This window comes from Spirosoma horti (assembly GCF_054776595.1).
Map to the genome: position 1 here is coordinate 46,263 of NZ_BAAHBQ010000012.1, position 12,851 is coordinate 59,113.

Sequence of the window (12,851 nt, forward strand, 5' to 3'; positions counted from 1 at the left end):
ATCGGTTACTGGAATCGCACTTCGCCCGGCATTCCGATTTTCAACGCGCCGTCATTGCTAACCCGTACTTTAAGAGCATACACCAGATTCACCCGTTCATCTTTGGTCTGAATGACCTTGGGTGTAAATTCAGCCTTGCTGGAAATCCAGGTCACTGTGCCATCATATCGTTTGAGTTTGCCATTGGGCGCGTCGACAAAGACGCTGACTTTCTGGCCTGGCTTCACACTGACCAACTGGTCACCCCCCACATAAGCCCGTAGCGTGATGTCGGATAAGGCAGCTACTTTATAAAGCGGTTTCCCATAACTGACCACCTCGCCCGGTTCGGCATACTTGACCGTGATGGTCCCGCCCACCGGGTTCACAATGGATGATTTCTGAATCTGATCGTCAATTTGTTTTACCTGTTCGGATAAGGGGGCGGTTTCGGCCAGGGTTCCGCCCCGCTGCGTCCCCAATGCCGACGCCTGAGCGGCCCGCTGTTGCCGAATCAGGGCAATCTGGCGGTCAATGACCTCCATCTGAGCCACAATGTCATCAAGTTGCCGGGTAGGGGCAGCTCCGGCAGCAATCAGATTCTGAGCCCGCACTTTCTCGCGCTGAAGGGTTTTTAACTGCTGTTGCTGAACGGCAATTTGCTGTTCATAAGCCGACAACTGAGCCGACACATTGGGGGTCCGGCTCCGAACTGCCCGTTCACTAGCCAGCAACTGTGCTTTGCGGAGTTTCAGTTGTTTGATGTCAATCTGACCAATCACCTGACCCGCCCGAAGTTTCTGACCTTCCTGAGCAGTAAACGTTTGCAGTGCGCCGGTTGCCTGGGCGGATACGGTGGTTTCGACAGCCTCAAAGTTGCCATAAGCATCGGCGGTATCGTCGTCGTTCTGGCAAGCCAATAGTAGCACAAGGAGGCTACAAAGCAGAGGGAGTTGCGCTGTTTTCATGGATCAGTTTCCGGTTAAGGTTCGATAGTGAATGATAGCCTGCATGAGTTGAAGCTCATGCAGTTTCTGGTTCAGTAATGCCTGGTTTTCGTTTGTCAATTCGGTGGTATAATCGCGGGCGGCCAGTACGCCATTGTCGAGTTGTACGGCAGCCGCTTGCCGCACTCGGGTGCGGAGAGCCACGATCTCGGCATCCTGCCCAAGCTGATCCCGGAGCCGCTCGATCTCGGTTTGTTGCTGCCGGAGTTGTACGGACAGATTTTTGGTGAACGTTTCCTGCTGAACGGCTACCGATTGCTGGTTAAGTGCCAATATCTGTCGTTCGTTACGGATGGTATAGGCGGCCGACAGATTCCAGTTCAGCCGCAGGCCACCTATAAAAAAGCCCCGCAGGTCATTGTTCAGGAAGTTCAGGGCCGGCCGGCCGGCACCGCCCTGAGCAAACAGGTTTAGGCGAGGTTTCAGGCGGTTGTCGACCAGAAGACGTTGCGCTTCGTAGAGCGAATGTTGACTTTTATACAATTGAAATTCGGGTCTGTTCAGTGGTATATCCGACAGATCTGAAGGCTGCGAATCAAGTAGCAGTCGGGTACTATCGGAGATCGGCAGATCGGTCAGCAAGCGCAGGGACTCGCGAAGCCCGCGACGGGTGGCGTTAAGATCGGCCAGGCGTTGTTCAGAACGAAGTCGTTCGGCCAGTAAAGCGTCGACATTCATCTGGGCAACCGTACCAAAGCGCACGCTGGCGGTTAGTTTATCGATGCGGTTGCGAAGCTCGGCCAACAGGACCTGAGTCAGGCGCAGTTGTTCGTCGGTGAGCAGGGCTGATAAAAAGAAAGCGTTCACCTGATCGTTCAGCCGACGTAATTCCACCTCTACCTGTTGCTGAGCCGTGGCAGTGGTGGCCCGTTGCAAATCGGTTTGCAGGCGGGTCAGCTTCCCGTCATAAAGTGCGTAGCTGGCATCGAGCGTCAGTTTATACTGGTCTTTACTTAGTACCGGCACCGACACATTGGGCAACTCGATAGGGATCGTTGTTACTTCCGACTGCCACGACGCCTGCCCGTTGATGGACAATTGGGGCAACCGCCGATTGGTGGCCAGTGAGGCAATGGCCAGATCGCCCGTTTGTTGCAGGATACCCTGCTGTTTCAAAAGTGGGTAAGCGCTACGGGCGGCTGTGTAACATTGCTCCAGTCTTACCTCCGCCATCGGGCTACCCGACTGTGCCAGCAGTGGCGACCAAACCAGCCAGATGGCGCTTGTTAGATACGTTTTCATAGATTCCAAACATCTGTTCTAAACGGTTGTTTAATTAATGGGTAAAAAAATTTAAAATTGTCGCAGGTAGCTCATGATCATCTCGGGAACAATCTGCTTCCGGCTCTCGATAAACTGCCGGAAATTGGTCTCATCGAGACTCCCTACATACGAAATGATCGGTTGGGCGATGACTGGAAAAACGATACTGCTCAAAATCGTCACAATGACCTGTAAAGGATCTATGGAACGGATATGACCCTTCTGAGCTTCTTCCAGTAACTGCTTACGGAAGTACGAATTTTCAATAATACCTTTGACGTTCATCTCTTTAAAGAAAGAACTACCACCCTGCCGCTGTTCGGTGATGACAAACATGGGTAACAGGGGGTTTTCAAGTATAAAATCGGTGTATCGATCAACGATTTTCCAGATTTTTACCTCCAGCGGTGTTTCTTCATTGAGCATCAACACCATCCGACTCATAAATTCCCGGAATGTATCCAGATATATGCTTTTGAACAACAGATCTTTGCTACGAAAATAATAATTGACCATAGCCAGATTGACGCCCGCTTCGTCGGCAATCTGACGAATTTTAGCCCCTTCATACCCCTGCTCCAGAAATACTTTCCGGGCGGCATTTTTTATTTTCAGTTGCGCGTCCTGTTCTTCCTCTGCCATAGCTCAATCGACGGAACAAAGGTAAAAGATAAACAGGCAATTAAACAAGTGTTTAGTTTTTATTTTTTGTGAGAAGACAATCGACTTAGGGGGAGTAATTTGGGTGTTCATATGACCTAAACCTAAATGGCCAGAAAAATACTTATAAATGTTATTAGAATAGTATACCTGGGTCGAACACAGTCGTTGCTGAAATTGTGCAGATTTCTAGGAGCGATTTTTATCCAAGAACGATTTTTCTCTTAAAGCCTGGCAATCAGCAACGAATACATGTTCTTGGAAGACGGGTGCATACGGGCATTGACTCACGACTGCAATGGCGATGGGGTAACTATTTCGTCCTACGCCAAAAATGGGTTTGTGTTTGAGGTATTGTCGCTTTTTAAATGGCCCATTTTTTGAAGCATATTTATGAAGACTCTTTCGTCTCAAGTAAGAGCGAATTGTGAGACGGTGATTTTTTAATAGCCGTCCAACACCATCCGTCGCATATGCCTTGACATGTTGAATCTGTACCATTACCTGATGCTCTATTTCGCCTCCTGAATCCCGGCTTCTTTCATCAACGTACGGCCAAACTGCCGGATCGTTTCAATCACCGGAATCACCAGCCGACCCTTGTCGGTGATACGGTATTCCACATGAGGAGGCACGACCGGGTATACTTTGCGGGTAATAAAACCATGCTTCTCAAGTTCCCGGAGCTGGGTCGTCAGCATTTTGTGGCTGATGTGAGGCAGGTATTTCTTTAGTTCGCTATACCGCATCACCTGCTTGTTCAGCCGCCACAAAATGGGCATTTTCCAGGTCCCTCCGATGAAGTTCATGGCAAACTCAACCGGGTTATAGTACAACTTACCGTCGTGAAGAAAGTCAGGCATAATTATAAGTAACTGATTTACAGACACTCTCTAAAAGGAGAGTATCATACTTCGGTGTACATACCTTTACAAAGGTATATACCGCCCGCTATATTTGCTCAGGCTTACCATAACTACTTCAGGCCATGAGTTTAAAAGATCCCAATCTTGTCAATCCTGAACGCCCCAAACGCGTCGCTATCGTCGTGGCTAACCCGGCCCTATCCACGACTACCGGCTGGCCGGTCGGCTTCTGGTGGAGTGAGCTGGCTCACCCTTACTTCGAGTTCTCGGAAAAAGGCTACCAGGTCGAGATTTTCAGTCCCAACGGGGGTAAATGCGAAGGGGATGCCATGAGCGACCCCAGCGACCCCAGCGGGTATTCATCGTCCGATTTGATCTCGCAGGGCTTCATTCATACCGAACACTTGCGCGCGCTGGTCGATAACACCAGGCCAGTCCCCGACCTGAATGTGGATGATTTCGATGCGCTGGTCGTAGCGGGCGGACAGGCTCCCATGTTCACCTTTGACATGGCAACTGAGCTGCAAAACAAGTTCGTGGCGTTTTATGAAGCGGGGAAAGTGACCTCGGCTTTGTGCCACGGCACCGCGATTCTACGCTATGCCAAACTATCGAACGGCGAGTATCTGGCGAAGGGGAAGACCGTTACGGGCTTTGCCAACGTCGAGGAAGACTTTGCCGACAACGCCGTTTGGGAGTCTGGTTCGCTTCCCCGCGACAAGCACGTGATGCCCTGGCGGATTGAGGATGAACTCAAAAAACTCGGAGCCAACTACGTGCAGGCAGGTCTATGGCGCGGGTTCGCCATTCGGGATGGCAACCTGATTACCGGCCAGCAGAACTTCTCCGGCGCCGAAACCGCCAGGGTAATTATTGCCGCATTGGGCGAATAACCGGTTCCTCAAAACTCGGTGCTGACGCAGGAGCAGGCAAAAGTGAGCTGATTGCTTCTGCCTGCTCCACGTCCATTTCCTTTTTGAAGCCATCACAACCCAACAAAGAACCAACCGGCTGGTATCCCTTCGCCGGGCCGGCCACTAGGAACAGGCGCATCATAAACTCGATAAGGCCCATGAATATTGCCATTATTGGAGCCGGGAACATCGGCCGTACCCTGGCCGAAGGCTTTGCCAAAAAAGGTCATCAAATTTTTTTGGGTGTCCGAAACCCCAACAGCGTTAAGGCCGACGCACGGTTGGCAACGTATCCATCCATCACCGCGCATGCCATAGCGGAGGCAGCGCAGGCGGCTGATTTATTAATCGTCTGTACACCGGCCAAAGCAGTGGTCGAGGTTGCCCGGCAGATTGGATCAGCCAACGGGAAATACCTTGTCGATGCCACCAATGGCCCGATCGGAACGCCCGACTATCCCAATGCCGTAGCCGCGCTGAAAGCCATTACGGACAGTGCTGATGTGGTCAAGTGCTTTAACACAACGGGTTTCGAGAACCTTGGCAGCCCCAGCTACAACGGCGAAGGGATTGATCTGTTTATGGCCGGAAACAGCCACAAAGCCAAAGAGACGGTCCGAGGGCTGGCCCGCGAACTGGGCTTTGCCGAATGCTACGACCTCGGCGATGACACCAAAATTGGGATGGTGGAGCAATTGGCCTTCGTGTGGATGGCGCTGGCTTTTGGCACAGGACTCGGTCGAAATGTAGCCCTCAAGATTGTAAACCGGTAATTCATCTCGTGGCCAGGAGAGGCTTGGGAGTCAACCCGACGAGGTATTCGGTTCAATAGCTTTACTGTATGACCAGACTAGTCTTTCTTTTCTGTCTCCTGGTCACGCCCGCGCTGGCCCAACTGAATGAGAGCGATACGGCCCGACTTCAGATACGCGCGTCGCTGACGGGTAATTTCCAGCAGGGCAATGTGGAGGTGATTACCGTGCGCAGTAAGCTGGATGTCGTGGCCTCGCCGGTTCTATCGTGGGTAGTCAAGTCGCAGAATTCCAGTCTGTATCAATCATTCTATTCAGTCAAAGCCGATAGGGACCTTTTCAGCCGGAATTTTCTCTATTACCAGCCCGAACGACGGCTTTATCCGTTTGCCATCGCCTACATCTCGACCAACTACCGCCGAAAAATCGACCTGCGTTTTTTTGCGGGAGCTGGCGCCACACGGCAACTCGTCAACACGCCCCGGCACGTAGTGAAACTGTCGGCCGGAGCCGTGTATGAAAACACCCGCTTCGCGGCCAGCACCTATTCCGAAACGCGCTACGACGGCTCGCCAACCATTGGTCTCTGGCGCGGTACAACCTGGCTGGGCGGCTGGCATTATTGGCTCGATAACCACCTGCGGCTCTATTACGATGCCTACTACCAGCCCGCTTTTTCAGATGCCCACAATTACCGGTGGCAGTACGACATTGGTGTTGATTTCCCCAGCTGGCGGGGGCTGGCTTTCAACGCACTTTATACTTATACGCATGAACATGTGGTGATTGCGAAAATTCAGCCCGACGATAAAATTCTGACCGTTGGCTTGTCCTATACGTTCCGAAAAAGGCACGGCCGATGAGAAGTCCGATGATGGTGTCTGGTTGATCCGGGTAGCTGAGCCAGTCCGAACCTATTGATTCCCCCCGTAAAATCTGATTATGATGTACTTCACAAAAGTGCGGGTCGAGGCCTTCAGCGATGGCGTTTTTGCCATTATCGTCACCCTCCTGGTGCTGGAAATCAAGGTGCCGCCTATCCACCAGCCCGAGTCCGTGAGCGAACTGAGCGCGGCCCTGTATGCGTTGGTGCCGAAGCTGGTCAGTTGGATCATTAGTTTCTTGATGGTGTGCGTCATCTGGGTAAATCACCACCGGCTTTTCAACCAGATCGCCAACATCACACAGGGGATTTTCTGGCTTAACGCGCTGCTCCTGCTTTGGTGTTCGTTCATCCCGTTTCCAACGGCGCTGCTGGGCGATTATCTCCATAATCCGGTTTCGATCCTTGTATTCGGAGTCGTGATGGCTCTCATGTCGGCTACCTTCACGAGCATTCGCTGGCAGGCGCAACGCAAGGCCGATGTTCTGCAAGGTAGCATCAATCGGGCTGCCTTTAAACAGGTAACCCGGCAGTCGCTGCTTTTCGGACCGCTGCTTTACAGTACGGGTGCAGTTTTTGGGTTTATTAGTCCGTGGCTGGCGCTGGCTATTTATACTCTTATCCCATTTTATTTCATTTTTTTCAACACAAGCCAAGTCCCTTCAACCCACTAAGGGGCATCATCGGCTCCGGGGGGGGTGGGACACAGGAGCGGAACCAGGCCTTCAACGTGCTAAAAATCTAATTGGGGGCTGGTTTGTAGGGTGCTCTGCCGGTAATAGGCAGGAAATTGATCGGTGCAATAAGCTAAAGGCCTCGAACTTCTATTCCGGATTCGAAGCCTTTAGCTTATTGCACCACGGAGCCGTTAGTGTAGCCCAGCGCTCGGCGATTTTGCCGTCGGCCAGCCGCCAGAGAACGAAGTCATTGAACAGGAGTCGCTGGCCGGTTCGGTCATTGGTGCCGCGCCAGACATTCCGCACCATCACGTTGTCGCCCTCGACCAGAATATCCTTAATCGTAGGCTACGAATAGTAGTTAAGAGTTATTAAAAAAAATCGACAGATTAACCCCCGAATTAATGAGCGAATACATGAACACTTCGTCGTCTAAGACGGGAACCTATTTATGAGCGTTTCCTCGCATTATTTGAGAGGAGCTAGCTGATCGTTACTTACCTAGTGGGGCTTTTGGGTAAGGTTACCTCACCTGATAAACTACGGTTCAGGAGCGGATGATCTAAAAATGTATATAAGGTCGTGACTGAAACTTCATTGAGTATTTGAGTAGGTCCCAGAGTCAACCGCAATCCATTACCCACCCAATTATTGCCAGTTAATGGACTGCTTTATAAGAAAAAACGATACGTATCCATGTCTGAACGCTGATCAGAATTTTAGCACCGGCTGTCTTTTCGGCTAAGTCAGCCGGTGAATTTATCCCTCTGCACGGTCTTCAATTAACTTATTAAAAAACTTATTATTTCTGTGTCGCTCCTTCGTGTACCTTAATTTTTTCGAGCAGATGCTTGATAGTTCATTTTAACTATTTATCTTTACAGTCAAGATACTTTTTTATAAAGATAAATCCATGCTGGATAATGAGCTGAGCCAAACCGTCAGTGAACTAGGGAAAAAGCTTTCGGATGTGACCATTACGATGCACCAAGCCATTGCGCGTAGAGTAGGATTGAACGCTACGGATCATAAGTACCTGACCATTTTGGTGAATGAGCAACCCATGACGGCTGGTGAGTTGGCCAAGTGTTCTGGTCTGACAACCGGCGCCACTACTACCATGATCGACCGTTTCGAAAAGCTAGGCCTGGTTAAACGAGAATTCGTTCAAAACGACCGGCGAAAAGTATTTATCGTACCCGACAGGGCCATGATCGATAAACAATTAGGCCCCGTCTATAAACGGCTGAAAGATAAAATCTTCACTTTAGTGATGAACCTGACCGATGCCGAGAAAAAAGTGATTCAGACTTACATGAGCGATGCGATCCGTGTGATGGAAGAAATAACAGTGGAATTAGCGAACGATGAACCCTAAAATCGCAATCGCTTTCCCCATTTCAGTAAACTCCAGACCAACCGTGGCCAAGCCAAACGAAGGCGAAAATAGGAGTTGGTACCGTTAATTCGGTCAAAAAAGAAAAGTCACTAATCTGATGAACGAATGAAAAATTCAAGATCTGTTAAGCCAAGAAGTCATGAAAATGATCACTCCTGACTATTTAAACCGGGCCGAGCTTTGGCTGTTGATGACGATGTTGGCGTATTTTCTGGTAAATGGCGCGCAGTTGTTTGAGACAGCCGTACTGATTCCCAGGTGGAGTGCCAAACCGCCGGCCTCCCTGTCGGTTTTACAGGGACCCTATGCCCCGGATTTGAAAACGTTCTGGGTTGTTGCCCATTCGTTGCACGAGATGACGTTTCTGGTAGCCATCGGCTTATGCTGGCAGATTTCACCGGTGCGCAACGCCCTGCTTTTCATTTTCGCGGCTCACTTTCTAATCAGACTCTGGACGCTGGGCTATTTCGCCCCGAACATAATGAACTTTCAGCAGGCCAACATCGATGGGGTGTCAACGCAATTGCCCCTTGCTGTCGGTAAATGGCGCCGTCTGAATTACATCCGGGTGACCCTCTTCCTGCTGCTATCAGTTGCCGTTGCCGTGGTCCACTGGAAGCTAAAGACAGGTCAATTCAACACTGGTCGAACTACGTTACCCCATCAAATCATTGAGCCGTGAATAACGGTGATTACGCGTGGTGTCGAGGATCTGGCCACGCAGGGGGCATTCTACAAAACCAGGATGGGCTGGCCGATAACATAACCCTGAAAAGGGACGTGGACGAGCTAGACGAGACGCCCATCGTCGAACATTACGTTGTGTTTGCTGATGAGCAGGCCAACGTGTGGGAAGTCGCTTACATCCCCTCTATTCTCTGGGGTGAGCCGGGCAAGAGCATCACGCCTAAATACATTGATAACCCGTAAGCTTTGTCGGCAAGCCTGATGCCCGGGGGAAAGCGAATGCGGTATCCTCATCGGCGAAATATTGCTATTAAATAATCCTTTTAACCCGTTTGGCCTTGATAAGCAGATGAAAAACGAATTGACTTTTGAGACAACTCTCTTACAAACCGGGAATAACACAGGTATTCGCGTGCCGGATGCAATTATCGAGCAGCTCGGGATGGGCAAACGCCCTCCCCTTGAGGTTACGCTCAATGGCTTTACGTATGCTACGACGGTGGGCGTGATGGGTGGACACTGCCTGATTCCGGTGAGTGCGGCTGTTCGCGCGCAGGCGGGGGTGAAGGGGGGGGACCCCATCACGGTTCAGGTAAGCCCTCGTTCCGGGCCCAGTCCTATCACCCTATCCGCTGACTTCCAACAGACCCTGGAGGCTAACCAGGACGCTAAGGTCTTTTTTGACTCGCTTTCCCCCAGTGGTAAAAAGAAATACGTTTCCCTTCTGGAAAGTGCCAAAACGGATGAAACTCGCCAGAAACGTTTGCAAAAGATCATGGCGGATCTGGTAGCGGGCAGAAAGTAACCCAAGGCTCTCAAGGCTCTTCTTGGCGAGCGGTCGACTAAATCGCCATGGGGTAATGGGTGGACGCAGGCAGTCCTTAAGGGATTCTTGGCGGGGGCGCTAAGCTTGGCTTTTTTACCTGCCGAGCTAAGGCATAAATCGTTCCCGAATCCATTTACCGGACAACATTCGAGCGTTTAGTTCGCCGGAACATCCTCCTATCCGATACCGTACTGGTTTACTTAACCCTTTGCATTGAATTGATCGCTGCCAAACCCGCCCGCTTATTCCGCTAAACGATAGGACGGAGTTCTGTAGACAGGTTTACACCCTACTAACGTGGGATGAGTCTGAACTTATTTAGTGGGAACGAACCTCGTACTTTGCTACGCAGGCGACAACCAACCAAACCAATTAGGCAAATGAGAAAGTTAATTTATCACGTGGGCGTTACGTTAGACCATTTCATCGCTCAGGAAGATGGCTCAGCGGATGGCTTTCTGTATGAGGGTGAACATGTAACGGATTATGTTCAGAGCTTACAGGCTTATGATACCGTGCTGATGGGCAGGAAAACCTATGAATTTGGCTACCAACACGGCCTGCAAGCCGGACAACCGGCTTATCCGCACATGACGCATTATATCTTTTCCAAATCGCTGCACTTTGAGACACCCGCTCATGAGCAAGTGCACATTATTGACCAGCATGAAGTGGATTTTATTCAGCAGTTAAAGGCTGGGCAGGGCACCCCGTTGTACCTCTGCGGGGGCGGCCGTTTCGCCGGATTTTTGTTGGAACAGGAGTTAATCGATGAGCTAAAAGTCAAAGTGTATCCGGTTCTGTTCGGGACAGGCATTCCCCTTTTTCAGAGCAACAAAGCCGTGAAGCTGGCTTTGGGAGCCGCTAAAGTTTACAACACAGGTGTCGTTTTAATGACCTACCGGATTCAGTATTAGCTCCTTCTGGTGGCGGGTCCAGGAGGGATAAACCGAGGGGTGGCAAGCGCACAGGTATAGCCTACAAATTCAACGTATTTGTATACTTAGGATGAACTGCAGATCGAATGGATCTCTTGGTTGCCTGGTAGATTAACGAGTAACTCGTGAAAGCGATGCCATGAGGGCCTTGGTCAGCTCTCTAACCTGGTCGAAGCGTTCCTGTTTCTTGGCTGCAAGTCAGTTTATAGGGGCCCCACGGGGCTTGTGGACAACGGGACATTTGCGAGTTCCATTCCGGCTTCCTTAACCCATCAAATACCGGCCAAGGGTGGCACCTCACGAGTAAATCATTCTTAGTATAGTGCCAACCAAAGTCCATTGTTATTGGCCAATACCTATTTGTCTCGCTTAGGAGCGTTTAAGGAGACGATTTTTTTTAATAACTGTAAACTCTAGTTAGTCGCATACGCAAAACGGAATAGCATACTGCATCTCAATGTTGATTACCCTTTTATAAAGACTATTGGCTGCTCTGACTCCTTCGTTTTGTAAAATCGAGGTTATAATTGACGTTCAAACGGAAGCCGTTATTATATTCAAAGATACGCCTTTGAGTACGCGGCTCTAGGTCGGCGTGCTGCAAAATCCGGTTGAAGTAGTTTAGTTCAATCTGGAAATCGTTGTTGAACTGATAGCCCAAGCCCCCCGATATCCGATTCTGATTGTAGATATTTTCACCTACGTTGCGGCCAAAGCTGATAAACAACTCGTCGAAGGCGTTGAGGTAAAACTCGCCAGCGTCAACGGTAGGTCCACGAAGCGGATAGGTTAGTGAAAGCTGGTAGCGGATGCGGTTTTGGTACTCCCAGCTAGCCACCTTGCGGGGATTAACCTCCGAGAGTTGCGCCAGCCACCGCTGCTCCAACCGAACCCGATGCGTTAGTTGCAGCCGCCCCATAGTATCGGTCACTTTAATGTCTTGGTAGATTCGGTTTTCGGGTACTGGTACGCCTTGATCCGAGGATGGATAACGACCGTAGGGATAGGTAACAAAGTTGGTGTAGCCCAGCGATACCTGCACCCGGTCGCTGAGGGTGTAGATTAATCCTACCCGTGCCAACGACTGCTGCCAGGTACGGATCAAGTCAATCCGACGCCACTGATATTCGGTGTGAAGTTGCCAGCGTTCATTCAGTTTATGGTCGCCGTTGTAAGTGTACCAGCCCACTGTATTGTAATCGCTAATTCGTTCGTTTTGAGCGTAACTGCTAAGAGTCAACAACCAAAAAACGACAAACGTCGTTCTACGTAACCAGTTCTGAGTCATAGGGTAAGGTTCATTACATTTCCTTCTTTACATAACTGCAGTGGCTGTTGCAAAAGTCTAAAACCGGTTAGATTGGGAGATATTACCAGCCAATGGTACGCTAACAGCTAGCTTAAAACTGCTTGTTCACCCGGCCAATTCAAGGCTTCACCGACTTTTGCAACAGCCACGAGCCTTTTAAGAGACTGCTCCCATGAGCAAAGCGGAGGGTCTATAAATGGTCCACGCCTACCTAGTATCGGACAGCTTTTGTACGGTTTCGGACACGCATTCACTATTCGTCAAACTACATTTCTGATAATTAGACAGTTATACAATTGGCATCCTATTTGTTCAACAACTACTAAAGAAATATACCTTTTTTTGCCTGTTTAGTATGAGTCGAACCTACCTGGGGGAGTTTGAAGAATTGGTCTTACTCGCCGTGGCCCTCCTCCAAGACCAACCCACGGGAGCCTATGGCGTCTCGATTGCCGATGAACTTAAGCAACGTACCCAGCGAACCACGTCCGTCACGGGGGTGCATGTAGTCTTGTATCGACTGGAGGAAAAAGGCCTCGTTGGCTCGGAATTAGGCGGAGCTAACCAGGCTCGAGGCGGACGGCGCAAACGACTATTCACCCTGACGGCGGCTGGTCAGCAAGTACTGCGGGAGATGCGTCAGCTCCGGATGGGATTTTGGGAAGCCCTACCCATTCCTTTCTTTTCCTAA

At 50.3% G+C, this 12,851-nt stretch carries 17 protein-coding genes; 10 read left to right on the forward strand and 7 right to left on the reverse strand.

From position 1 onward, the window contains the following. Positions 1-5 precede the first annotated feature (5 nt). The 4 genes from ACYVAM_RS28975 to ACYVAM_RS28990 all read right to left on the reverse strand — a co-directional run bounded on the left by ACYVAM_RS28975 (position 6) and on the right by ACYVAM_RS28990 (position 3,772). A complete protein-coding gene (locus tag ACYVAM_RS28975) occupies positions 6-947 on the reverse strand; it encodes an HlyD family secretion protein (protein WP_461073663.1) in 942 nt (313 codons plus the stop codon). 3 nt (positions 948-950) lie between these two features. Then, positions 951-2,228, reverse strand: coding sequence for a TolC family protein (locus ACYVAM_RS28980; protein ID WP_461073664.1), 1,278 nt, complete (start codon positions 2,226-2,228; stop codon positions 951-953). A 51-nt stretch (positions 2,229-2,279) separates the two neighbouring features. Beyond that, a complete protein-coding gene (locus ACYVAM_RS28985) occupies positions 2,280-2,891 on the reverse strand; it encodes a TetR/AcrR family transcriptional regulator (RefSeq protein ID WP_461073665.1) in 612 nt (203 codons plus the stop codon). A 530-nt stretch (positions 2,892-3,421) separates the two neighbouring features. Continuing rightward, positions 3,422-3,772, reverse strand: coding sequence for a winged helix-turn-helix transcriptional regulator (locus ACYVAM_RS28990; RefSeq protein ID WP_461073666.1), 351 nt, complete (start codon positions 3,770-3,772; stop codon positions 3,422-3,424). Between the two features lie 125 nt (positions 3,773-3,897). Here ACYVAM_RS28990 and ACYVAM_RS28995 point away from each other — a divergent pair, with 125 nt between their 5' ends. Next, positions 3,898-4,668 carry a type 1 glutamine amidotransferase domain-containing protein gene (locus ACYVAM_RS28995; protein ID WP_461073667.1) on the forward strand — a complete coding sequence of 257 codons (771 nt, stop codon included), beginning with the start codon at positions 3,898-3,900 and terminating at the stop codon, positions 4,666-4,668. Here the strand turns inward: ACYVAM_RS28995 and ACYVAM_RS29000 are convergent. Further along, positions 4,646-4,849, reverse strand: a complete 204-nt coding sequence (locus ACYVAM_RS29000) for a hypothetical protein (RefSeq protein WP_461073668.1) — start codon at positions 4,847-4,849, stop codon at positions 4,646-4,648. The two genes, ACYVAM_RS28995 and ACYVAM_RS29000, sit on opposite strands and share 23 nt — an antisense overlap. On the opposite strand from ACYVAM_RS29000, the gene ACYVAM_RS29005 reads away from it, so the two are divergent. The 3 genes from ACYVAM_RS29005 (at position 4,848) to ACYVAM_RS29015 (ending at position 6,998) form a co-directional block, all read left to right on the forward strand. Further along, positions 4,848-5,462 carry an NADPH-dependent F420 reductase gene (locus ACYVAM_RS29005; RefSeq protein WP_461073669.1) on the forward strand — a complete coding sequence of 205 codons (615 nt, stop codon included), beginning with the start codon at positions 4,848-4,850 and terminating at the stop codon, positions 5,460-5,462. The two genes, ACYVAM_RS29000 and ACYVAM_RS29005, sit on opposite strands and share 2 nt — an antisense overlap. A 68-nt stretch (positions 5,463-5,530) precedes the next feature. Next, positions 5,531-6,304: a DUF481 domain-containing protein gene (locus ACYVAM_RS29010; RefSeq protein WP_461073670.1), complete on the forward strand. Its 774-nt coding sequence runs from the start codon at positions 5,531-5,533 to the stop codon at positions 6,302-6,304. A gap of 79 nt (positions 6,305-6,383) precedes the next feature. Continuing rightward, the gene (locus tag ACYVAM_RS29015; protein ID WP_461073671.1) at positions 6,384-6,998 is read left to right on the forward strand and encodes a TMEM175 family protein; all 615 of its coding nucleotides are present in this window, start codon (positions 6,384-6,386) and stop codon (positions 6,996-6,998) included. Between the two features lie 150 nt (positions 6,999-7,148). On the opposite strand, the gene ACYVAM_RS29020 is transcribed toward ACYVAM_RS29015, so the two are convergent. Further along, positions 7,149-7,343, reverse strand: coding sequence for an ester cyclase (locus ACYVAM_RS29020; protein WP_461073751.1), 195 nt, complete (start codon positions 7,341-7,343; stop codon positions 7,149-7,151). A 571-nt stretch (positions 7,344-7,914) separates the two neighbouring features. On the opposite strand from ACYVAM_RS29020, the gene ACYVAM_RS29025 reads away from it, so the two are divergent. The 5 genes from ACYVAM_RS29025 (at position 7,915) to ACYVAM_RS29045 (ending at position 10,830) form a co-directional block, all read left to right on the forward strand. Beyond that, positions 7,915-8,379 (forward strand): MarR family transcriptional regulator, encoded by a 465-nt coding sequence (locus ACYVAM_RS29025; protein ID WP_461073672.1) that lies wholly within the window; start codon positions 7,915-7,917, stop codon positions 8,377-8,379. A 160-nt stretch (positions 8,380-8,539) separates the two neighbouring features. After that, positions 8,540-9,082, forward strand: a complete 543-nt coding sequence (locus ACYVAM_RS29030) for a transposase (RefSeq protein WP_461073673.1) — start codon at positions 8,540-8,542, stop codon at positions 9,080-9,082. Then, the gene (locus ACYVAM_RS29035; protein ID WP_461073674.1) at positions 9,079-9,330 is read left to right on the forward strand and encodes a hypothetical protein; all 252 of its coding nucleotides are present in this window, start codon (positions 9,079-9,081) and stop codon (positions 9,328-9,330) included. The genes ACYVAM_RS29030 and ACYVAM_RS29035 overlap by 4 nt, the downstream gene beginning before the upstream one ends. Positions 9,331-9,436: 106 nt before the next feature. After that, the gene (locus ACYVAM_RS29040; RefSeq protein WP_461073675.1) at positions 9,437-9,892 is read left to right on the forward strand and encodes a YdeI/OmpD-associated family protein; all 456 of its coding nucleotides are present in this window, start codon (positions 9,437-9,439) and stop codon (positions 9,890-9,892) included. A gap of 401 nt (positions 9,893-10,293) precedes the next feature. Further along, the gene (locus ACYVAM_RS29045) at positions 10,294-10,830 is read left to right on the forward strand and encodes a dihydrofolate reductase family protein (RefSeq protein WP_461073676.1); all 537 of its coding nucleotides are present in this window, start codon (positions 10,294-10,296) and stop codon (positions 10,828-10,830) included. A gap of 502 nt (positions 10,831-11,332) precedes the next feature. On the opposite strand, the gene ACYVAM_RS29050 is transcribed toward ACYVAM_RS29045, so the two are convergent. Then, positions 11,333-12,139 carry a DUF2490 domain-containing protein gene (locus ACYVAM_RS29050; RefSeq protein ID WP_461073677.1) on the reverse strand — a complete coding sequence of 269 codons (807 nt, stop codon included), beginning with the start codon at positions 12,137-12,139 and terminating at the stop codon, positions 11,333-11,335. A gap of 376 nt (positions 12,140-12,515) precedes the next feature. Between ACYVAM_RS29050 and ACYVAM_RS29055 the strand changes: the two genes are divergently transcribed. Continuing rightward, on the forward strand, positions 12,516-12,851 hold the full coding sequence (locus ACYVAM_RS29055; protein ID WP_461073678.1) for a PadR family transcriptional regulator: 336 nt from the start codon (positions 12,516-12,518) through the stop codon (positions 12,849-12,851).

Coding starts and splice junctions, on each gene's coding strand:
- ACYVAM_RS28975 (WP_461073663.1), bottom strand. CDS start 947: ATGAAAACAGCGCAACTCCCTCTGCTTTGTAGCCTCCTTGTGCTACTA.
- ACYVAM_RS28980 (WP_461073664.1), bottom strand. CDS start 2,228: ATGAAAACGTATCTAACAAGCGCCATCTGGCTGGTTTGGTCGCCACTG.
- ACYVAM_RS28985 (WP_461073665.1), bottom strand. CDS start 2,891: ATGGCAGAGGAAGAACAGGACGCGCAACTGAAAATAAAAAATGCCGCC.
- ACYVAM_RS28990 (WP_461073666.1), bottom strand. CDS start 3,772: ATGCCTGACTTTCTTCACGACGGTAAGTTGTACTATAACCCGGTTGAG.
- ACYVAM_RS28995 (WP_461073667.1), top strand. CDS start 3,898: ATGAGTTTAAAAGATCCCAATCTTGTCAATCCTGAACGCCCCAAACGC.
- ACYVAM_RS29005 (WP_461073669.1), top strand. CDS start 4,848: ATGAATATTGCCATTATTGGAGCCGGGAACATCGGCCGTACCCTGGCC.
- ACYVAM_RS29000 (WP_461073668.1), bottom strand. CDS start 4,849: ATGGGCCTTATCGAGTTTATGATGCGCCTGTTCCTAGTGGCCGGCCCG.
- ACYVAM_RS29010 (WP_461073670.1), top strand. CDS start 5,531: ATGACCAGACTAGTCTTTCTTTTCTGTCTCCTGGTCACGCCCGCGCTG.
- ACYVAM_RS29015 (WP_461073671.1), top strand. CDS start 6,384: ATGATGTACTTCACAAAAGTGCGGGTCGAGGCCTTCAGCGATGGCGTT.
- ACYVAM_RS29025 (WP_461073672.1), top strand. CDS start 7,915: ATGCTGGATAATGAGCTGAGCCAAACCGTCAGTGAACTAGGGAAAAAG.
- ACYVAM_RS29030 (WP_461073673.1), top strand. CDS start 8,540: ATGAAAATGATCACTCCTGACTATTTAAACCGGGCCGAGCTTTGGCTG.
- ACYVAM_RS29040 (WP_461073675.1), top strand. CDS start 9,437: ATGAAAAACGAATTGACTTTTGAGACAACTCTCTTACAAACCGGGAAT.
- ACYVAM_RS29045 (WP_461073676.1), top strand. CDS start 10,294: ATGAGAAAGTTAATTTATCACGTGGGCGTTACGTTAGACCATTTCATC.
- ACYVAM_RS29050 (WP_461073677.1), bottom strand. CDS start 12,139: ATGACTCAGAACTGGTTACGTAGAACGACGTTTGTCGTTTTTTGGTTG.
- ACYVAM_RS29055 (WP_461073678.1), top strand. CDS start 12,516: ATGAGTCGAACCTACCTGGGGGAGTTTGAAGAATTGGTCTTACTCGCC.